This window comes from Sorangium sp. So ce1153 (assembly GCF_051521595.1).
Lineage (GTDB): Bacteria > Myxococcota_A > Polyangia > Polyangiales > Polyangiaceae > Sorangium.
Genome location: NZ_CP150361.1, coordinates 14,088,178 through 14,108,255, shown reverse-complemented (window position 1 = coordinate 14,108,255; position 20,078 = coordinate 14,088,178). Strand labels below are relative to the sequence as shown.

Annotated in this window: 17 protein-coding genes; 8 read left to right on the top strand and 9 right to left on the bottom strand. The window is 73.6% G+C overall.

Annotated elements, in window-relative coordinates:
• Window positions 1-148 precede the first annotated feature (148 nt).
• Window positions 149-433 (top strand): hypothetical protein, encoded by a 285-nt coding sequence (locus WME85_RS51390; protein ID WP_437306397.1) that lies wholly within the window; start codon window positions 149-151, stop codon window positions 431-433.
• A gap of 53 nt (window positions 434-486) precedes the next feature.
• Here the strand turns inward: WME85_RS51390 and WME85_RS51385 are convergent, their stop codons facing one another.
• A complete protein-coding gene (locus WME85_RS51385) occupies window positions 487-3,561 on the bottom strand; it encodes a carbamoyltransferase C-terminal domain-containing protein (protein ID WP_437832946.1) in 3,075 nt (1,024 codons plus the stop codon).
• 232 nt (window positions 3,562-3,793) lie between these two features.
• Here WME85_RS51385 and WME85_RS51380 point away from each other — a divergent pair, with 232 nt between their 5' ends.
• The 5 genes from WME85_RS51380 (at window position 3,794) to ribB (ending at window position 9,045) form a co-directional block, all read left to right on the top strand.
• Window positions 3,794-4,735 (top strand): hypothetical protein, encoded by a 942-nt coding sequence (locus WME85_RS51380; protein ID WP_437832945.1) that lies wholly within the window; start codon window positions 3,794-3,796, stop codon window positions 4,733-4,735.
• Window positions 4,736-4,737: 2 nt separating this feature from the next.
• Window positions 4,738-5,499, top strand: a complete 762-nt coding sequence (locus WME85_RS51375; RefSeq protein ID WP_437832944.1) for a hypothetical protein — start codon at window positions 4,738-4,740, stop codon at window positions 5,497-5,499.
• Between the two features lie 5 nt (window positions 5,500-5,504).
• The gene (locus tag WME85_RS51370; RefSeq protein WP_437832942.1) at window positions 5,505-6,893 is read left to right on the top strand and encodes a DUF692 domain-containing protein; all 1,389 of its coding nucleotides are present in this window, start codon (window positions 5,505-5,507) and stop codon (window positions 6,891-6,893) included.
• Between the two features lie 101 nt (window positions 6,894-6,994).
• Entirely contained in the window at window positions 6,995-7,675 is a 681-nt protein-coding gene (locus WME85_RS51365; protein WP_437832940.1) for a glutathione S-transferase family protein, read from the top strand.
• A 191-nt stretch (window positions 7,676-7,866) separates the two neighbouring features.
• Window positions 7,867-9,045, top strand: a complete 1,179-nt coding sequence (gene ribB, locus WME85_RS51360; protein WP_437832938.1) for a 3,4-dihydroxy-2-butanone-4-phosphate synthase — start codon at window positions 7,867-7,869, stop codon at window positions 9,043-9,045.
• 119 nt (window positions 9,046-9,164) lie between these two features.
• Here the strand turns inward: ribB and WME85_RS51355 are convergent, their stop codons facing one another.
• The 5 genes from WME85_RS51355 to WME85_RS51335 all read right to left on the bottom strand — a co-directional run bounded on the left by WME85_RS51355 (window position 9,165) and on the right by WME85_RS51335 (window position 14,860).
• Window positions 9,165-10,835 (bottom strand): 5'-nucleotidase C-terminal domain-containing protein, encoded by a 1,671-nt coding sequence (locus WME85_RS51355; RefSeq protein ID WP_437832936.1) that lies wholly within the window; start codon window positions 10,833-10,835, stop codon window positions 9,165-9,167.
• Between the two features lie 61 nt (window positions 10,836-10,896).
• The gene (locus WME85_RS51350) at window positions 10,897-11,316 is read right to left on the bottom strand and encodes a hypothetical protein (protein WP_437832934.1); all 420 of its coding nucleotides are present in this window, start codon (window positions 11,314-11,316) and stop codon (window positions 10,897-10,899) included.
• Between the two features lie 11 nt (window positions 11,317-11,327).
• The gene (locus WME85_RS51345) at window positions 11,328-12,152 is read right to left on the bottom strand and encodes a hypothetical protein (protein ID WP_437832932.1); all 825 of its coding nucleotides are present in this window, start codon (window positions 12,150-12,152) and stop codon (window positions 11,328-11,330) included.
• Window positions 12,143-14,194 (bottom strand): hypothetical protein, encoded by a 2,052-nt coding sequence (locus WME85_RS51340; RefSeq protein WP_437832931.1) that lies wholly within the window; start codon window positions 14,192-14,194, stop codon window positions 12,143-12,145. The genes WME85_RS51345 and WME85_RS51340 overlap by 10 nt, the downstream gene beginning before the upstream one ends.
• Window positions 14,195-14,206: 12 nt before the next feature.
• Window positions 14,207-14,860: a peptidoglycan-binding protein gene (locus WME85_RS51335; RefSeq protein WP_437832929.1), complete on the bottom strand. Its 654-nt coding sequence runs from the start codon at window positions 14,858-14,860 to the stop codon at window positions 14,207-14,209.
• A gap of 303 nt (window positions 14,861-15,163) precedes the next feature.
• Between WME85_RS51335 and WME85_RS51330 the strand changes: the two genes are divergently transcribed.
• Window positions 15,164-15,646, top strand: a complete 483-nt coding sequence (locus tag WME85_RS51330; RefSeq protein ID WP_437832928.1) for a hypothetical protein — start codon at window positions 15,164-15,166, stop codon at window positions 15,644-15,646.
• 176 nt (window positions 15,647-15,822) lie between these two features.
• On the opposite strand, the gene WME85_RS51325 is transcribed toward WME85_RS51330, so the two are convergent.
• Both WME85_RS51325 and WME85_RS51320 read right to left on the bottom strand, forming a co-directional pair.
• A complete protein-coding gene (locus WME85_RS51325) occupies window positions 15,823-16,134 on the bottom strand; it encodes a DUF4351 domain-containing protein (RefSeq protein ID WP_437832926.1) in 312 nt (103 codons plus the stop codon).
• Window positions 16,131-16,808 carry an Rpn family recombination-promoting nuclease/putative transposase gene (locus WME85_RS51320; RefSeq protein ID WP_437832925.1) on the bottom strand — a complete coding sequence of 226 codons (678 nt, stop codon included), beginning with the start codon at window positions 16,806-16,808 and terminating at the stop codon, window positions 16,131-16,133. The genes WME85_RS51325 and WME85_RS51320 overlap by 4 nt, the downstream gene beginning before the upstream one ends.
• 224 nt (window positions 16,809-17,032) lie before the next feature.
• Here WME85_RS51320 and WME85_RS51315 point away from each other — a divergent pair, with 224 nt between their 5' ends.
• Entirely contained in the window at window positions 17,033-19,195 is a 2,163-nt protein-coding gene (locus WME85_RS51315) for a cytochrome C peroxidase (protein ID WP_437832923.1), read from the top strand.
• 99 nt (window positions 19,196-19,294) lie between these two features.
• On the opposite strand, the gene WME85_RS51310 is transcribed toward WME85_RS51315, so the two are convergent.
• The gene (locus tag WME85_RS51310; RefSeq protein ID WP_437832921.1) at window positions 19,295-20,035 is read right to left on the bottom strand and encodes an SDR family oxidoreductase; all 741 of its coding nucleotides are present in this window, start codon (window positions 20,033-20,035) and stop codon (window positions 19,295-19,297) included.
• Window positions 20,036-20,078: the final 43 nt, after the last annotated feature.

The following is a 20,078-nucleotide window of genomic DNA, read 5'->3' as shown; positions in this document are numbered from 1 at the left end:
CCCGGTGCGATGCGCGAGCGTCCCGCGATCTCGGCCGGGCGCCGCGCTTGCTGTCCGGAGCAGGGGCAGGCTACGCTACGCGCCGGCGCGCAGCTTGATTTCTACCACGGGCCAGCGGGCTCCGGACAGCGATCGTTGAGGGAAGAGCTTGGCGAGCGAAACGAGATACAGCGTCCCGGAGGAGGTCATCGGGCGGAGCCTCGGCGAGGACCTGCTCGTCCATTGCTTCGACACCGATGAGGTGTTCGTGCTCAACGGGCACGCCCGGATGGTCTTCGAGGCGATCAAGCGCGTCGCCACCCGGCAGGAGGTGCGCGACGCCATCCGCTCCCAGGGCTTCGATCACGAGGCCGCGCTCGCGGCGGTCGACAGGACGATCGACGAGCTGCTCGCGCTGAAGGTCATCGTGGCCGAGCCCGGCGCGCAGGGATAGCCCGGGGGCGCGTCGTTCAAGGCACGTGCGTCGAGCAGACGCACGGCCGTCGTTCAAGGCAGGCGCTCGATCGCGTGAGTGCGGACGAGCTCCTCGAGGAGCAGCCGGGCTTCGAGCACGGACAAGCCGCCCGCGCCGCTGGCGAAGGGACGCTCGAGCGCGCCGACCGGCCGCGGCTCTCCCGCGTTGAGCTGCTCGAGCAGCGACAGCACCCGCGGGTCGTCCGGGAGCGTGAAGCTCCGCCCCGCCGCCGCGACGAGAAGGCGCCCGCCCGACGCCTTCGCCCAGACGATGGGCGCGGCGGGGTCGCCGGCGAGCCGGTCCTCTTCGGCCAGCGCGACGCCGCGAAGCGGCCGCGGCGCCTCGCGCAGGCCGAGCGCGCTCAGCCGGCGCAGCCAGGCGACCGCGACCGCCTCGTCGAGCGCGGGGTCACCGGCGAGCGCGCCCACGGCCCCGCGCGCGCGGGCGATCGACTCCGGCAGCGCGCGGGCGCTCCGCGCGAGATCGCCGGCCGAGAGCGGGAACGACCCGACGTCGAGCGAGGCCTGGCCGAGCCGCGCGATCGCGAGCGCCTCCAGCTCCTTCCCGACGAGCTCGAGCGGCGCGATCCGCGGCAGCTCACGGTTGACGTAGGCCCAGTTGAGGGACACCGAGAGCGCGCCGTCCGACGTGGCCAGGTGCCAGTACGACGCCGGCCAGTAGGCGAGCCCCTCCCGCCTCGTCTCCAGGGCGACGGCGCGGTCGAGGTACGGCTCGTACGCGGTGATCCCCGTGTGCTCGCCGCCGGGCGTGCGGTAGACGCGGTGATCCCGGAAGACCTCGTGCGGCCAGACGAGCATCCGCTTGCTCCCCCTGAGCAGGGCAGAGAACGTATCGGCGTGATCCGTGTGGATCCCGACCGGCGTGCGGTCGTACATCCCGACCCAGAGGTTGATGAGCATTCCGCCCGGCGGGAGGCCGACGTGCCGGCAAAAGCCGCCCAGAAAGCGGCGGGCCCGCCGGAAGAAGCCGGCGTCGTGGGCCGGGAGGTCGTTCAGCGTGAGGAGGAAGCTCCGGCCCTTGAGCCACGCCCGTAGCCGCGCCTCGTAGCCGTCGAAGGAGCCATCCTCGGCGCGCGGCAGCTGCTCGTCCATGCCGGCCAGGAGGAACCCACCGTCGACGCTGACGCGGATCCGGGGAAAGTCGCTCTGCGCGCGGAACTCGTCGCATGCGGCCAGGAGCGCCCGGAACGCGTCGGCCTCGCTCGGGAGGAGATCCGCCGGAATGCCGCGCAGGACGGCGGGACGCTGTCCCCAGGCGCGATCGACGAACTCGCGCCAGGGATCGTCCGCCGCCCGCGGCGAGATGATGTCCGCGCGCGCGCTCGCGTGGCTCCGGAGCGCCCCAGCAGGGAGGCGCTCCCCGGCGATCGCCCCCGGAGCGCCGGGCGCCTCCCTGCGACGGACCACGAACGGCCCGATGACCAGCGCGTCGAGCGGCGAGCTCAGGAAGAAATCGAGCGCCTGCTCCGGGGTCTCCACGATGGGCATGCCTCGCCGGTTCAGCGAGGTGTTGAGGAGGATGGGGATCCCGGAGCGGCGCGCGAACGCCTTGTGCAGGGCGTGGAAGCGCGGATCGGACGACGCGGTGACCGTCTGGAGGCGACAGGAGCCGTCGCGATGGACCACGCTCGGCACCGCGTCCCGGAACGCCGGTCGGATCGGCGCCACCAGCGTCATGGTCGGGCTCGCGTAGGCGCAATCGAAGTAGGTCGGCGCGTCCTCGAGCGGCACGGACGGCGCGAACGGCCGGAAGTCCTCGCGCAGCTTGATCGTGGCGTTGATGACGTCGCGCACCTCGGGCCGCCGCGGATCGGCGAGGAGGCTGCGGTGCCCGAGGGCGCGCGGCCCGAGCTCCGAGCCGCCCTGGAAGTAGCCGATGATCTTCCCCGAGGCGAGCAGCTCGGCGGCGGCCTCGACGCACGCGTCGTCGCCGCTCGGCGCGGGCGACACATCGATCTCCCCCTCGCGCCGCCGCAGCGCCTCCTGGATGGCCGAGCTGGGGTACGGCTTGCCGAAGCAGGTCACTCCATCGTGCCGTATCCGCTCCTTCTTCAGGACCTCGAGCCACCCGTAGTAGGCGCAGCCGACGGCGAGCCCGCTGTCGCCCGCCGCGGGCTGCACATGGAGGCTCTCAACGCCGCTCTCGGTCAGGATCCGCCGGTTCGCCACGGCGTTCAACGCGACGCCGCCCGCGTAAACGAGGTTCTTCGACGGGGTGAGGCGGAGGCGGTGCGCGACCAGGTAGAGCAGCGCGCGCTCGACCTCCTTCTGTACCCAGAAGGCGAGATCGGCGTAATGCGCGAAGTCGCGCCGGAGGTCGTCGTGGCTCCGCGCCGGCCGGTCGAAGCGGTCCATCCAGTCGTAACGCACGAAGACCCGGTCGTCCCGGAGGTCGAATATCTCGAAATCGTGCGCTCCGGCCCGGCCGTAGGGCGCGAGCCCCATCAGCTTCCCTGGATCATCCATTCCGGAGAGCGCATAGGCGCTCGCGGCGCCGTAGACTCCGCCGATGGAGTGCATCGTCGTCCCGGGGCGCAGCGGGTACTCGCGGAATCCATGGCCGAACGGCGAGTAGTCCTTGTAGAGGGGCTGGAGCGTCCCGGCCGCGAAGCGATAGAAGCTATCCTTCTCGAAGTAGAGGTGCGAGAGCCCGGGGGGCGGCGCTTCGGGCACGAACGCGCCGGCGCGATCGAGGCTCTCGTCAAAGGCGTTGCCGCAGCCGTCGACCACGAGGACCGCCGCCTCGTCGAAGGGGCACGTGCCGACGGCGGAGTACGCATGGGCGAGGTGATGTGAGATGGTGACGGTCGGCACCTCGTCGGGGATGGCCCGGGGCCCGTGGAACCAGCGGCTGCCCCGCTCGAACATCGAGAAGTTCGCGTTCTGGACCACGAGGGTGACGTCTTCTATCGAGATCCCCTCGGCCTCGAGGCAGTAGCGGGTCGTCTCGGCGTCGTTCATGCCGTCGTGCTTGCGCCGGGTGAGCCTCTCCTTCTCGATCGCCACGGCGATACGGCCGTCCTTGAGGAGGCAGCTCGACCCATCGTGTGAGAGCCCCGTTCCGAGGACATAGACCGGCTTCGCCATGGCGCGCCCTGGTTATACGGCCACCTCGGCGCCAGCGTCGAGGCGCGGGACTGCCGGCCGCGCGGCCGTGCGCCGGGTCGGCCACGGCGCCGCAGCGTGGCGCCCTCGGATGCGACGCGGACGTCGTGTTCGACCTCGACCTTCGCGCCGGCCGCATCGCCGCCGCCGAGCGAGGCCAGGAGAACTTTTGGCGCCGCGAGGCGTCTCAGCTCCCCGGAGGTCGCCGCCCTGTATGGCTCGACGTCGTCGTCTCTTCCCCGCGCGCTTCGCCGCGCGCGCTCTCCTGTGCCCGGCGCTGCTCGCCGCCGGGTGCGCCCAGCCGGCCGAGGATCCGGGCGCCACCGGGTACGTGCTGCTCGACCTCGCCGCCCGCGGGCGCTGGACCGTGGCGAGCGACGGCTGGGAGGGCGCGCCGGTGCTGCCGGTCGCCCTCGACGTGCAGGAGCCCGCCCTGCTGCGCGGCCCGGACGGCGCGGAGCTGCTCGAGCTGCGCGGGGGCACGCTCGCGCACGTGCGGGGCGCCGCGGGCGAGATCCGCTGGCTCGCGGTGGACGAGGAGGCGCGCGGCGACCGCCTGGTGCTCCGCGCCAGCGGCGCAGCCGCGGCGGAGCTCGCGGCGCTCGTCGACGGCGAGGTCGCCGCGCGCGGCGACGGCTTGTGGACGCTGACAGCGCCGGAGCTGCTCGACCGCGCCTCCTTCCTCGATACGCCCGGGGGCGTGCTCGAAGCCCTGCCCGACACGCAGCGCGACCCCGGCGCGCTCGACGCGCTCGCCCCCCTGGACGCGCGGCTCTCCCTGGGGACGCCCGCCGCCGCGCCTGCGCCCGCCGGAGACGTCGCCCCCGGCGCGCCTGAACCCGGCCGCGCCGAAGCGGAGGTGGTGGGCCTCTACGCCGCGGAGCTGCAGACGCTCCTCCTGGACGCGTCCGGGGGCTTCACGCTCGAGGACCGCTGCACCGGTGAGGTGCTCGACACCGGCACGTACCTCGCCGTGGCCGATCGCGTCGTGCTGAGATCCACCGTCGGGGAGCCGATCGTGCTGGGCCGGGATCGAGAGAAGCTGTTTCACCCGGGCTGGGCGGACTTCGCGCCGCTCGCGCCCGAGCCCGCGCGGCGCGGGGTGTCCGGAAGCGAGACGACCGAGGAGGCCGGCCAGCGCGCCGGCGAGGAGTGACCATGAACCGCAGGATTTTCCTGGGAGCGACCGCGGCGGGGCTCGCTGTCACCACGTGGCCCGCGTTCATCCGCGACGCGTTCGGCGACGGCGCCGCGTGCGACATGAACGGCAAGCCCTCCGCCGCGCCGCCGGTGGCGCAGGTCTCGGCCGCCTTCCGCCGCGCCCAGCAGGCGGGGAAGGCGCTGCTCGTCCTCGTGATCCCCGCCCAAGACATCGCCAGGTGGGAGCGCGGCCGGGCCTTCGGCGAGCTGCTCAACTTCGGCGCCGACAGGGACCTCGCCCCGCTCGCCGGCGTCGAGGTCGTCTGCGCGACGATGGCCGACCTGAAGAAGATCGTGCCCGGCGCCGGCGCCGGGGAGCCGCTGATGGTGCTGGTCAGGACCGACAAGGTGCCCGCGGCCGCGACGCCGCTCGACGCGTCGCTCCCGGCCTACAAGAGCGGGCGCAGCCTCGACCGCACGAGCTGGGAGCAGCGGCAGAAGGACGAGGAGAAGATCGCGGCGCAGCGGATCGGCGCGCTCGGGGAGCTGCTCCGCAAGGCCCTCGGCGCGGACGAGCGCAACGTCGCGGCCCGGGCCGCGGGCGTGCGCGCGCGGCTCGTGAAGCAGCCGCCGGCAGGCGCTCACTGGGCCAGCAGCAGCGGCTGCGGGACCACGATCGAGGGCGTCGAGGAGAACGGGGCGGTCGGCTGCGGCATGGGGCACGTGCCCGAGAAGTCCCGGCGCTTCCTCTACTTCTTCTCGGTCGAGCAGCGCGGGTAGCCGCGGTGATCCCGGTCGGCCTCACCCTCCAGCCCGACGCGGCGTTCCTCGACCTGCTCGCGGACGTGATCCGGCGCGAGGCCGACTACTACGAGGTCGCGCCCGAGACGCTCTGGCGCGTGTCGGACCCCGCCGAGGCCGATCTCCACGAGAACGGCTTCCACCGCCGCTTCGCCGACCTCGCGCGGGCGACGGGTCGGCCGTTCGTCGCGCACGGCGTCGGCTGGTCGCTGGGCACCGCCGCGGCCGCGGACGCGGGCCGGCGCGCCCGATGGCTGGCGGCGGTCCGGCGCGATCAAGCGATCTTCCGCTTCCGCTGGTACACCGACCACCTGGGCGTCAGCGCGCCCGCGGGGCTCGCCGCCGGGCTGCCGCTCCCGCTGCCGATGAGCGCGCACAGCGCCGCCGTCGCCCGCCGCGCGCTCCGGGCGATGCAGGCCGTCGTGGCGGACGTCGGCGTCGAGAACAGCGTCAGCTACTTCGTGCTCGGCGACCCGCTGGACGAGCCGCGCTTCCTCGGCCGCGTCCTCCAGGCGCCGCGGACGCACCTCTTGCTCGACCTGCACAACGTCTACACCATGGCGCAGAACTTCGGCTTCGAGCCGGCGGAGTACGTGGCGCGGCTCGACCTCGCCCGGGTCATCGAGATCCACGTCTCCGGCGGCAGCCCGAGCGACCCGGGCTGGCTGCCCTCCGGCCGGGTCCTGCGGCTTGACGGCCACGACGACGCCGTCCCCGAGCCGGTGTGGCGCCTCCTGGAGGAGGTCGCGCCGCGCTGCCCGAACCTGCGCGGGGTGACGCTGGAGCGCATGGAGGGCACGGTGCACGGAGCGAACGACGCGGCCGCCGTGCGCGAGGAGCTGCGCCGCGCGCGCCGCGTGCTCGGCCAGCACGGGGGGACGCCGGTGACGCGCGCGGGCGCGGGCGCGGGCGCGGGTGCGGGTCGGGAAGCGGCAGGCGCGGCAGGCACGGAAGGCGCGGCAGGCGCGGCAGGCACGGAAGGCGAGGGAGCTCCGGCGCGGGGAACCCGGCTGACCGGCGCGCAGGCGCACGCGCGCTACGAGGAGGTCGTGGCCCGCGCGATGACCGCGGCCGACCCCGTGGCCGCGCTGCGCGACGCGGCCGCGGATCCGGCGCTGCCGGCCGCGTTCCGGCGGGCGCTGCGCGGCGCGGACGAGGACGGCGTACGGATGTCGGCGCTGCTCGTGGCGCGGCTCCGCTTCGAGCGGCTCCTGCGCGGCTCGCCCGAGGCCGAGGCGTGGTTCGACCGCGATCCGGCGAGCTTCAGCGCCGCGTTCCGGCGCTACCACGCCGAGGTGCCGCCCGCGGCCTTCTTCCCGTCGGGCGAGGCGCGCCTCTTCCGCGGCTGGCTCGCGGCGCATCCACCGCGCTGATCCGCGCGGGCGCGGTCCGCCGGGTCCGCGACCCGGACGGCCAGGTTGCGATAGAGTGCTCGCCAGGAACACCGAGATACCGAGATGCCGAGAGGACGAGCATGAAGCTGATCTACTTCCCCGTGCGCGGACGCATGGAGCCGGCGCGGCTCATGCTCGAGCTCGTCGGCGCGCGCTACGAGCTCGAGACCATCCCCTTCGAGCTCTGGTCAGGACCGGAGGGCAAGGAGCGGATGCTGCGGTGTACGCCGTTCGGCCAGCTCCCCGTGCTCCAGGACGGGGAGTTCGTCCTCTCCCAGTCGCAGGCGATCAACCGCTACGTGGCGCGCAAGCTGAACCTCTACGGGGACACGGCAGAGGAGAGCGCGCGCATCGACGAGATCTCCGAGACGGCCAACGAGATCCTGCACGACATCGGCCTTGTGTGCTGGAATCCGCTCTTCCACGAGATCCGCGCCGAGCACCGCGTCCTGACGAGCAGGAAGCTCGAGCTGCTGGAGAAGCATTTCCTCCGCACGAGCGCCGACCCGGAGCACTGGGTCCTCCCCGGCCGCTACACCCTGGCCGACGCCACGATGGCGTTCGCCCTGGAGTCGATCTGGCCGCTGCAGCCGGGGCTCCTCGAGGACTTCCCGAAGCTCCGACACGCGATGACGGCGTTCTTCGCGGCCGACGGCGTCCGCGGCTACGTGCGCGGCGACCGGCGCTTCCGCACCTGGACGACCCCGGGCGCCGCGTACGGCGGTAAGCCCGAGGAGACCCATCACTGGGCGGCGGATTGACGGTGCAAGCGAGCGATCACGGCGGCTGTCCGGCGCCGATGAGGGGGCCTCCTGGGCGAGTGGCCGTTGCCCCGGCAGCACCCGAGCAGCACCCGCTGCTGCTCTGGCAGCAGCTCGCCGCCGAAGCGGGGTGAGCGCGTCAGGGAGCGCACCGGAGGCGATGGCACGCCGCGTGCTCACCCGGCGCCGCCATGACGGGTTCATCGTCGACAGCGCGCGTGCAGGCAGCCCTCGAGCAGCTCCGGTCCGGGGGGATGGTCATCCTCCTCGACGACGAGGCGCGCGAGGACGAGGGGGATCTCGTCGTGATGGCGGAGCACGCGACGCCGGCGGCCATCAACTTCATGGCCACCCACGGCCGGGGGCTCATCTGCCTCGCGCTCGCCGAAGAGCAGGTGGACCGGCTCGAGCTGCCGCTCATGGCCACCCGGGCGGGCACGCGCCGGTCGACGGCGTTCACCGTGAGCATCGAGGCGCGCGAGGGCGTCACGACCGGCATCAGCGCGCACGACCGGGCGCGCACCATCGCCGCCGCGATCGCGCGGGGGGCGTCGCCGCGCGACGTCGTTTCGCCGGGGCACGTCTTCCCGCTCAGGGCGCGCCGCGACGGGGTGTTCGAGCGCGAGGGGCACACCGAGGGCGCGGTCGACCTCGCGCTGCTCGCCGGGGGCCTGCCGGCCGCCGTGATCTGCGAGATCATGAACGATGACGGGACGATGGCGCGCCACCGGGACCTCTCGCGCTTCGCCGCGCGCCACGGGCTGCCGATCCTCGGCATCGGCGACGTCCTCCGCCACCGGGTGCAGACCGAGGACGTCGCCGCGCGCGTCCGGACGGCCCCGTTCCGGCCCGCGGGCCTGAGCGGCGAGTGGAAGGCGCACACGTACCGGATCCGGCGCGACAGGCAGCTGCTCCTGCTGACGCTCGGCGCGCCCGCGCCCGCGGACAACCGCGCGGCGCTCGTGTACACGCACCGCGCGGCGCTGGTCTCGGATCTCCTCGGCGACGCCGACCTGTTCGACGCCCTGCGAGACATCGAGTCTGCCGGCGCCGGCGCGGTGATCTACGTGCCCCCGCCGGCGCACCAGCCGGCCCCCGGGGAAGACGCGGGCATCGGGCTCGAGCTCGCGGTCGCGGCGCGCGAGCTCGGAGCGCTCGGGCATCGCCGGGTCACGCTGCTCGACTCGAGGGCTCCGTGGCCCGCTGGCCCGAAGCGGGAGGTCGACCTGGAGACGGGCGAGCCGCCGGCGTCGCCGGAGCCCCTCGGGGCGCCGCTGCCGGCGCGCGGCCGCGCGGCCCCTGGGCCGGCGCGAGCGCCGCGCGCGGGGCTGGGCAGGGCGGCGGAGCCGGAAGACCGCGCGGTCGGGTGAGCGGCGCGGTCGGGTGAGCGGCGCGGCCGGGTGAACGGCGCGGCCGGGTGAACGGCGCGGCCGGATGAACGGCGCGGTCGGATGAGCCGCGACGGCCGCAAGACGGGCGCCGGCGTGGCCTACTCGGACTGCCGCGCGCCCGTCCCCTGGGCCTCTCCTCCCGTGGCCGCGGGCGCCTCCTCGGAGGGGGCCAGCGCGCCGGCCTCGCCGCGCGTCACACGCCGGTCCCCGTCCCTGTCGAGCGCCTTCAGCATCTCGCCGACCACCACCTCGGACGGCGTCTCGGCCGTCACCCTCGAGACAGCGGCCTTCAGCTCCTCGGCCGAGACGGCGCCGTCCCGGTCGGCGTCGATGGCCTCGAAGGTCCCGAGCTGGCGCCAGAGCTCCACGGCGAACGACTCGACGAGGACGAGCTTCGGCTCACGCCCGCTGTCGGCCGGAGGCACCTTCTCCGGGTGCTCCTGCGCGAAGCGGACCAGCGGGGCGATGTCATCCATGCCGCCCAGCAGCCCTCGAACGAGGGCGATCCGGTACTCGCGGTCGTCGACGAGCGGCCGGCCGCCGATCGCGATCAGCGCGCCGCGGGCGTCCGTCGCCATCCGGTCGTCGATCTGGAGGTAGCCGCCGTGCTGGGCCGGGGCGCGCGACCGCGACGCGGCGACGGCCTCGCGGACGACGCGGCCGGGCATCCCGACCACCACGACCTCGTTGCTGAAGGGAACCTCCGCCTTGAGATCCCCGTAGGTGAAGCGCTCCCGGTACTCGCGCCCCCCGCGGATCCCGCCGCCGTTGAACAGGCACCCATCCGCCTGGAGCGCGTCCCGGATCCGCGAGCAGATGAGCTCCCCGAGCGACGTCTGCTGCGACCGCGTCCCGACCGACGAAAGCGCCCGCCCCGGCGGGAGCCGGAGCAGGGTGGCCGCGTCGAGCTCGCGCACGAGCCGCATGTGGCGGTCCACGCGCGCTCGCATCGCCGGCTCTTCCGGATAGCCGGCGACCGCCTCGAGACGGACGGCGACCGCCGGCAGGTCGGGCGCGCCGGCCGGAGGCGCCTCGGCCGGCCACGCGAGGTCGACGACGGCCGCGCTCGCCGCGTCCGTGCCGGCCTTGACGACCCAGCAGCCGTCCACTTCATCGATGAGCACCTCGTGCTCGTGGCCGCCGACGATCACGGGAAAGCGCGGGTCGCGCTGGCTGCGCGCGAGCGCGAGGTCGTTGTCGCGGCTCTGGTGCGTTATCGGGATCACGCAGGCGCAGCCCTCCTCGCGGACGAGCCGGTCGGCCCAGCGGACGGCCGCCTCGTTCGCCGGCTCGATCGCGTACCCTCCGAACGCACCTCGCCGGTACAGGCCCTGCACGTGGACGAGCAGGCCGAGCAGGCCGACGCGGACCGTGCGCCCGCCAGGCCTCGAGAGCTCCACGATCTCGTGCGTGGGCAGCGCCGGAGCGAACGCGGGCATGTTGGTGTTGAGCCACGTGCCCCGGAACTCCTGCACCCGCGCCCTGAGCTCCTGAAGATCGATGTCGGCCTCGTGGTTGCCGAAGATGGCGTGGGTGATCGGCACCGCGTTCATGCAGTCGATCATGCCCCTGCCGTGATCGAGGCTCGACAGCAGGCTCGGCGCGAGGAAATCGCCGGCCATCACCACCAGGAAGCGATCCGCCGGCCCCGCGGCGTGGCGCTGCACCAGGGTCGCGAGGCGCGGGAGGTTGTCGAGCGCGTAGACGTCGTTGACGCAGACGATCCGCAGCGAGGGGCCTCTCGGCAATCCTTGGTCACCGGCGGTCATGACGCCCTCCTGCCCGGGCTTGCCGGGGCCGCCGCCCTGTGTCGCACCGGGCTGCCGCGGTTCACTCGCACCGGGGCGGCGACGGTGAGAAGCACTCCCCCGCGGCATTGCAGTACGTCCTGCCGCACTTGAGCTTCGGCTTCGCGTCGGGCAGCGGGCCGCGGGCGGTCGAGGACGGCTTCGTGGTCGCCGTGGCGCTCACGGACGGCGCAGCGCTCGCCGACGGCGCGGGAGCAGGTGCAGAGCCCGGCGGCGCGGCGATCCCAGGCGCCGTCGCCGCGGTCCCGGACCCCGTCGCCGCGGTCCCGGGCCCCGTCGCCGCGATCACAGCCCCCGTCACCGCGGTCCCGGGCTCCGCCGCGGCGCTGGGTGCCTCCGGCGCCGCCCGCTCGGGCAGCGCCGTCTCGGAGCGACCGCAACCGGAGCTCGACCCCGCCGCGAGCCCCAGGACAACGGCACAGACGCACGCCCGTGGGCTCATCGTGCGCATCATCATCGATGGCTCCGCGCCCACGCGATCTCGCTCTGCCCGGCCGCGATCGCGTCCATCCAGGCCGCGAGCCCCGGGTACGCCGCCTTCACCTGCTGCGCGTACCCGGCGAACGCCCCCGGATCGCGCGCCGCCAGGAGCTCCGCGGCGAGCCCGTACGCCTCGGGCGCGAACACCCCGCCGAGCGCGTGGAGCCGCGCCGGGTCCACGGTGTCGAGCCCCTCCGGGCCGTGGATCAGGTACTTGATGAGCCGCGGATACCGCAGCGGATCGCCCCGATCCGTGGGCGGCGCGAGCCGGCCCGGATCGAACGGCGGCCGGCGGAGCCAGCGCCCGAACGAGCCGGCCGCCTCGACCTCGGGGCGGAGCTCGTCGAGCGACGCGCGCTCCGCGTCCGTGGGCTCCCGGAAGAGCAGCCGCCCGCGGGCGCTCTCGGCGATGTGCGGCGGGGCTCCGTAGAGCAGCACGCCGTCGACCGCGCCGGCCGCCAGATCGTCCGGCAGGAGCTCGGAGATCTCCACGAGGAGCCGGCGGACCTCGCCGGCCCGGAGGCGGAAGCTCGGCGCCGAGAGATCGGGATCCACGACGGCCGTGGGCGCCTCCTCGAAGAACGGCTCCGCCTCGCCCGGCCGCCACAGCCGGAGGCCGATCGCGCCCCGCAGCGCCGCGGGCGACGGCAACGGCAGCCGCATCAGCGACGCGCCCGGGGGCGCGCTGCCGATGGTGATGCCCACGTACACCGGAAAGCCGAGCACGTACTCCGGCTCGACGTCGACGCCCACGAGGGCCGGGCCCGGAGGCGTGATGTCCGCGTCGCTCACTTCCACGCGAGCCCCTTGTTGTCCTCGAGGTGGACCCGCCGCACCTCCTTGAGGTGCCTGCCGCAGACGTCCATGCCGGTCTTCCCCGACGTCGCGGGGATGAGGTTGCGCTTGTCGTCCACCATCCAGTTGGGCCTGTAGTTCATGCAGCAGGTCTTGTCGCGCGGCGCCCGGAAATCGAAGTAGCCGCACTTGTGCGGCATGCCGAACGCGTGGACGAGCTCGTGCACGATGGTCCCGAGGATCCTCTCGCGGTAGTTCGACTTCGGCTGCCCGGTGGTCGCGTCACGGTACGCTTGGTGGTGCGTGAACATGATGGTGCGGCCGGCGAAGTACTCCTTGCCCTTGGCCGTCACCGTGGGGCTGATGCCGGCGGTGTAGAAGGCCCCGGGGTTGAACACCTTGACCTTCACCTTCGCGGCCATCCCGTAGCCGCCGGGGGTCACGGCGCCGCCCTTCTTCCGGTGCCTCGGCGAGTAGTTGTACTGCACCTTGTACGCGTGCGCGATCGACCCGTCGCCCGCCGTGAACTCCGGCTGGGCGTCGTGCTCCACGATCCAGAAGCGCGTGATCGGCCCGGTCGGCTTCGTCTCGGTCTGGACGCTGAACAGGTTGAAGCCGACCGTGTCCGAGCCGGAGGTGAGCTCGGCGAAATTCGCGTCGGGGAACGTCCCCGGGACCTCGAAGTACTCGGACAGGTTCGCGCCCGCGCCGCCGCTCTTCAGCTCGGCGTCCCCCTCGAAGACCTTGTCGCCCTTCTTGGTCGGCAAAGGGTGCGGCTCCATCGCGGAGATGACGCAGAACCAGCCGGGCTTCGCCTTGTTCGTGAAGACCTTGTCGACGTAGGCCACACACTCGGTCTCGAGGTCCTCGTCCTTGGGGGCCATGTGCGGCTGATCCGCGACCTCCCGCTCCGGCTCGCAGTCGAGCTGGACGCAGCACGGCTCGAACGGGACGGGCACGCCGTCCATCGGCAGGGCGAACGCGCTCTTCATGCGGACGGACTCCACCTGGATCCGGTGCCACATCGTCATGATTCCGGTCTCGGCGCCGAACCCTTCCACCTGCGTCGCAGAGTCGATGTCCGCCCGGACGATGAAGTTGTCCCCCGCCGTGTCGGGGCAGTGGAAGACGACCTTGCTCTCGTCGCCGACGATCGTCGTCTTCGCCTCGGTCGCCGCCGCGGAAGCGAGCGCGAAGCCGGAGACCGCCTCCCACGGCGGGCTCTTCGCGGGCTTGCCCTCGTTGTCGCCCGCGCGCGAGCCCTGGTGCTTCCCGGCGGCGTCATAGTCCTTCTTGTCGACGTACGCGCCCCACGCGGCGTGGAAGCCCGGATCATCGTTGGTCGGGTCGTCCGGCTCGACGACCGTCCACCGGATCTTCGCGTCCGCCGGGAGCTTCCCCCGCTGCACCGTCACCTTGGCGGTGAGCTGGACGAGCTGCTTGTCCTTGGCCCAGGCGCCGGCGAGGTCGCTGTTGACGTACACCCGGCCGAGGTGGTCCTGGCTCGTGTACCCGGGCCTCGCCTCGGCGCGCTTCACCCCCGGCGCGCCCGGCGAGACGGGCGCGTACAGCCCCAGGATCTCCGTGATGGAGACGAGCACCGTGTTCGGCACGCGCAGCGTCGCGCGCGTCTTCTCCCCCTCGGCGACGCGGGGAACGGGCACCGCGCCCGGCGCGGGGGGCACCTCGCGCGTGAACACGTCGCAGCGCAGGAGCGGACCTCCGCCGAGCTCGTGGACCCGGGTCGGGTAGGGGCTGCTCAGGCTGGCTGTCACGGCGCCGAGGCGCTTCGAGCCCGCGTCGCCCTGATCGTCCCAGATCTCGACGGCGACCGGGATCGCCCCGCTCGCGGCGACCTCGAGCTTCCACGGGATCGCCTCCGCCGTCAGATCGAGATCCCTGGCGCCGGCCGGGATCGGCTTGCTGCGCCCGAAGCGGCGCCCGGCGATGAAGCCCAGCGCATAAGGCCGCTTCGCGCCGGCGAGCAGCCCATCGACGCCGAGGACCTTCTGGAGGGTGATCGTGACCGCGGCCTTCTGTGCCATCGTTCCTTCTCGTCACGCGCCGTCGTGGCGTTTCAGGAGCTTCGCGCGCGTCGCGTCGTCGAGGACCCCGGTCGGCTCGAGGCCCGACGCCGACTGGTACCACGCCAGCGCGTTGGCCAGCTCGGGCCCGTCCTTGCCGTCCACCTCGCGCGAGAAATAGCCGAGGTTCTTGAGGCGCCCCTGCACGCCGCTCGCGCTCTCGATCGGATCGAGGTGCCCGAGCTGCAGCGCCCAGGTGACCCCGCCGGCGCGCGCCTCCTCGTTGTCCGGCGTGTCCGGCCAGGCCGCGAGCTCCGCGCCGTCCAGATCGGCGGGGATGGGGTGCTCGATGGGGCTCTTGCCGTCCGTCGTGCCGCTGACGACCACGTCGCGGTATTTCAGCTCGTACGCGAACGGCTCCTCGACCTCGAGGAGGAGGCGGAGCACCGTCTTCGGGACCTTGACCGTGAAGACGTGATTCCCGCCCGTCGGGACCTCGACCGCCTTCGGCGCCATGTCGGGGATGACGAGGACGTCGCCCGGATAGATGAGGTTCGGGTTGGGGCGCCGCTTCTTGAACTCGGCGTTGTCAGGGTGGTTGTAGATGACTCGCCAGTCGGAGAATCCGTACTTCGGGGCGATGCTCGAGAGGCATTCTCCCTGTCTGACGATGTGCTGGTGAGGCATCGTTCCTCCAGGAGCGAACACCCGCAAGCAAGTTGATTTACCGGCATCGTACCGCGACGCGGCCGCGCCCTCAAGCGCCGTGAACTGGCCGGCGCGAGCGGCGTGCGAGCGGTGGGAGACCATGAGGTGGCCGATGGTCATGCCCGCCCGCGCCCGCGCCTTGACTCGACCCAGGCGGCGTGATGACGTGGAGGCTCGGGGTGAACTGAGAACGCAATGGGCCACCGCTGGGGCTTCGGCTGCTTCCCTGAGAAAGTGTGGTTCGCGCGTCGATACGACGCGCCGTTACCGGACGGGGCCAGGGTGCTTCCAGCGCTGGAAGCGACGTGGCTGCTGGAAGCGTGGGTCGCCGACGCCGTCCACGGCCGGGCGATCCTCACCGAGATCGGCGAGGCGCTCGGCTTCCCGGTGTCGACGGGCCCCGCGCTCGATCCGAGGGAGCTCGTGGCGCGGCTGCGCGGAGCGCTCCTCGACGGGAGCCTCTACGCGTACCGGATGCCGTACACCTCTTCCAGCGCGCCCATCGGGCCGCCGGAGGTGATCGAGCCCAGCCAGCCTGAGCCTCCGGCCAAGGAGGACAAGACCTGGGTCGGGATTCAGCTCATGGACGACGGGAGCCCGCCGCGGCCTGTCCCGTTCAAGAAATACCGTATCGAGCTGCCAGACCAATCCTTCCGCGAGGGATTGCTCGATCAGAACGGTCAAGCCCTGATCTCGGGCATCGATCCCGGGACCTGCAAGATCTCGTTCCCTCAGTTTCACGCAGACGACTGGCAGCCCGCCTAGAGCGACAAACGGGTTGAAACCACGAGAAAAAGCAGGAATTTTCACAGGGAGGCGGGGAGGCGGGGAGCGAGAGACGGCAGGAGAAAGAACTTCATTTTTTCTCCCTCCCCGCCTCCCCGCCTCCCTGTGAAAATTCTCCGGGTTTCAACGTGCTCGGTGTTCTAGGGCGGCCCCGCTCAGCGCTCGGTCAGGACGTCATCGAGCGTGGGCGAGGTGAGGACGCGCTCGGTCCAGCCTTCGATCTGCGCGGTATCGGCGGCGCGGACGCGCGCCACGACCGGCTCCGGCAGCTCGCCGAAGCGCAACCGGAGCTGCTTGAGCAGCGTGCTGCGCTGCCCCTCGAGGCGGCCCTCACGCTCGCCCGCCTGGCGGCCCTGCTCGCGAAGGTAGTCTGCGATGGTCACGATCTCCTCCTCGGCCTCCGGCCCCGCCGCCGCGAGCAGCCGCTGCAGCAGCTCCCTCGGCTGGGCCGGGTCGGCGATGTTCAAGATATACGCCACACGCGCGCGAGCGCAGCCCCACCGCCGGGCGCGCGACGCACCTCCCGGACCACGTCGTACCAGCCGGACAGGCGCGCCACGAGCTCCTCGGGGCGGCGCGCGTGCCGGAAACACCACAAGACCAGCCACCCCAGCGCCGTCATCGCCCGCGCGCGCAGCGCCTCGTCCGTCTCCGCGCTGATGTCGTCCAGCACGAACCGGAAGTGCGGCACGTGCTCCGCGATCAGCGCCAGCGTCCCCGGCGGCAGGTCGATGAGCTCCTGGAACGCAACTGCCGCGTTCCACCCGATGTCGCTGTGGTGCAACACGACCGGCAGGATCGCCGGAATGCGCGTCGACTTCGGGTGGCGCTCCAGGTACCCGTGCCAGATGCGCACCATGTACTCGAGCAGACGGAACGCCATCAGCGGGTGCGTCGTGCTCTGGTGCTCGAAGAGCACGTAGATGAACACCGACGCTCGCCCCAGCCTGGCGGAGAAGAGCAGGTCGCTCTGGCTCGCGGCGAGCTTCTGGTCGATGAAGCTACCGGACTGCAGCGCCAGCGTCGCGAAGTCGATGCGGGCGGCCAACGCGGCGGGCAGCACCTCGCGGAGCGCCGCGGCGGCGTGCTCCGGCTGGCTGAACGTGGCCTTGAACAGGGCGTCATGAGGGGTGGGCGTCATGGCTGACACCCGCGGGCGCAGCGCGCCGGCGGGGCTCCAGCCATGAATTGCGGGGAGGTCTGCCGGGTGATTTGAGATTGCGCTGGCCTGGTGAGGCGCGACGACGCAACCCGGGTCGGGTCGCGCGCAAGCTCCCGCGCGCTCCGCTGGCGAGCGGCGCCCGTCGCACGGCGCCCATCGCACGACGCCGTCACACTCTTGCCCGCTCGCTCGATGGTCCGGTCATGAGAGCCGCCTCCCCGACCGCCCTCGCCTTTTTCCTGCTCGCCTGCGCCTCCACCCCGCGCGACCCGGCGCCAGCCCCAGCGCCGCCGCCGAGCGCCCCGGCCGCCGCCGCGCTGCCGCCCGCTCCGCCCTGCGCCCGCCGCGGCGCCGGCCCCGCGCCCGCGCCCCTCGATCCGACGCACGCCGGCTCCGGCGTCGCCCTCGCGGACCTCGCCGGGCGCACCCTCGCCTTCGTCGCCGACGAGGACGACGGCGCCATCCACACCGTGGACCTCGACGCCCGCGCCGCGATCGCGCGCACCCCGCTCGCGGGCCGGCCCGCCCAGGTGATCGTGCTCGGCGACGGCCGCGTCGTGGCCTCGCTGCGCGACCGCGGCCTGCTCGAGGTCCTCGAGCCCGGCGACGCCGCCGCCCCGCTCGCGCGGCGCTGCCTCGTGCCCGTGGCGAGCGAGCCGGTGGGGCTCGCGATGACGCCGGACCGCGCGACGCTGCTCGTCGCGAGCCGCTGGGGCCACGCGCTCACCAGCCTCGCGACCGCCGACCTCCGGCGCCTCGGCGAGCTCCCGCTCGCGCGGGACCCGAGCGCGGTCGTCGCGTCGGCCGACGGCGCGCGCGCGTTCGTCTCCCACGCCGTGGGCGGCCGCATCAGCGTCGTGGCGCTCGGCGAAGGCGGCGCGCCGTTTCCAACCGGCGCGCGAGAGCTCTCGACGGACGGGGCGGAGTGGCGCTCTCCGCCGGTGCTGTCGAAGAAGGTCAGCCTGCCAGGACCCCTCCCGAGCGCGCATGCGCCGAGCCCCGGCTTCGATCCGCTCGACGACGTGCTGTCCCTGCCGCGCCGCCCGTCGGCGCGCGTCGAGCGCCGCGGCTCGCAGGGCTTCGCGCTGGCGCGCGCGGCGAACGGCGCGGTGTTCGCGCCCATCGCGCTCGTGGACCCGGGGCCCGAGACGGGCGGCGGCGGCTACGGCAGCGCGCGCGTCCAGACGGTGATCGAGCACATCGCGGTCGTCGACGCGAACGGCGAGCGGGCGGACGTCCCGCCGGTCTCGCGCCACCTCGGGACGCAGGGCTGCCATCTGCCGCGCGCGGCCGCGATCGAGCCTGGCGAGGCGGTCTTGCTCGTCGCCTGCCTCGGCCTCGACGAGGTGATCGCCTACGACGCCCGCGCGCAGGTCCCCGGCGAGCCGCCGCGGGTCGGCTCGGTGCGGGATCGGGAGCTCTTCCGCGCCCGCGTGGGCGCCGGGCCCACGGCGATCGCCGTCGACAGCGCGCGCCGGCGCGCCGTGGTCTTCTCGCGGTTCGACGGCGCGCTGACCCTCCTGCCCGCCGCCCGCGACCCGGGGCCGACCGAGATCCGCGCGCCCAGCAAGCAGCTCGCGGGCGAGCTGCCGGTCGTCGTCCTGCCCCGCGCGTCGCGCCTCGACGAGCAGCGCGCGGAGGGCCAGCGGCTCTTCCACGCGGCCGGCGGGCGGCGCATCGCGTTCGACGGCCGCGCCTGCGCGAGCTGCCACCCCGACGGCCGGGACGACGCGCTCACGTGGTCGACGCCGGAGGGCCCGCGCCAGACGCCGGTGCTGATGGGCCGGCTCGTCGGTACGGCGCCGTATGGCTGGGAGGGGAACAAGAAGGACCTGGAGGGCCACTTCGCCCGGACCCTGTCGCGGCTCGGGGGCACCGGCCTGCGCGCGGACGAGCGCGACGCGATCTTCGCCTACCTCCGCGGCATGGAGCGGCCCGGCGAGGCGGCGGCCTCCCCGGCGCCGGCCGAGGAGCGCGCCGTCACCGTCGGGCCGCCGCCGCCCGCCGTCCAGGCCGGCGCCGCCACGGCCGCCGCCACGGAGGCCGCCGCCCGCGCGGACCTCGCCGCGCGCGGCGACGCGCTCTTCCACAGCGCCAGGGCGGGCTGCTCGAGCTGTCACCTCGGCGACGAGCTGACCACCGACGGCGCCCGCCACGACGTGCGCAGCGCGACCCGCTTCGAGGCCGTGCGCGCCTTCGATACGCCGTCCCTGCGCTTCGTCGGCCGGTCCGCGCCGTACTACCACGACGGCCGCTACGCGACGCTGCTGGCGCTGGTCGAGGGGGTCGACGGCACGATGGGCCACACAGCGCACCTGTCGGCCGAGGACCGGCGGGCCCTGGTCGCCTACCTGGAGTCGCTCTGACGCCAGAGCCGCGTGAAGCCCTCGGCGTGCTTCAGCCCGATCGCCCGCACGCTCTCCAGGAGACCGGCCCCGGCGAGGAGCGCCCGGGCCACGGCGCGCTCAGGCCGCGAACCCGCCGTCGACGGCGATCGTCGCGCCGGTGATGAAGCGCCCGCCCTCGCCGGCGAGGTGCGCGACCGTGGCGGCGATGTCGTCGACGCTGCCGTACTGGCCGACCGCGACGAGGCCCCGCTGCCCGTCCGCCCCCGCGCCGTCGGCCGGGTTCATGTCCGTGTCGATCGGCCCGGGCTGGACGAGGTTGGCCGTGATGCCGCGCGCCCCGAGGTCGCGGGCGAGGCCCTTCGTGAGGCCCACCAGCGCCGCCTTGCTCGTCGAGTACAGGGTCATGCCCGGCCACGGCACCCGCTCGGCGAGGCAGCTGCCGATGCTGACGATGCGCCCGCCAGCGCCCATGTGCCGTGCCGCGGCCTGCGAGGCGAGGAAGACGGACCGCACGTGGATCGCCAGCGTCCGGTCCACGTCCTCGAGCGTCACGGCGTCGAGCGGCCCCATCAGCGCGATGCCGGCGTTGTTGATGAGGATGTCGAGCCGGCCGAGCTCGGCCACCGTCCGCTCGACAGCGCCGACCACGGCGGCCGCGTCCGCGCTGTCCGCCGCGATCGCCAGCCCCCGCCGGCCCGCCGCCTCGACGTCGGCGACCACCGCGCGCCCCCGCTCCGGCGCGCTCACGTACGTCAGCGCCACATCCGCCCCGCCCCGCGCCAGCCGCCTGACGATCGCCGCGCCGATCCCTCGGCTGCCCCCGGTCACCAGCGCCACCTTGCCTGCGAACTCCGCCATGCCTACCTCTTTTCTGTGCCGATCGATACACAATGTATACTCC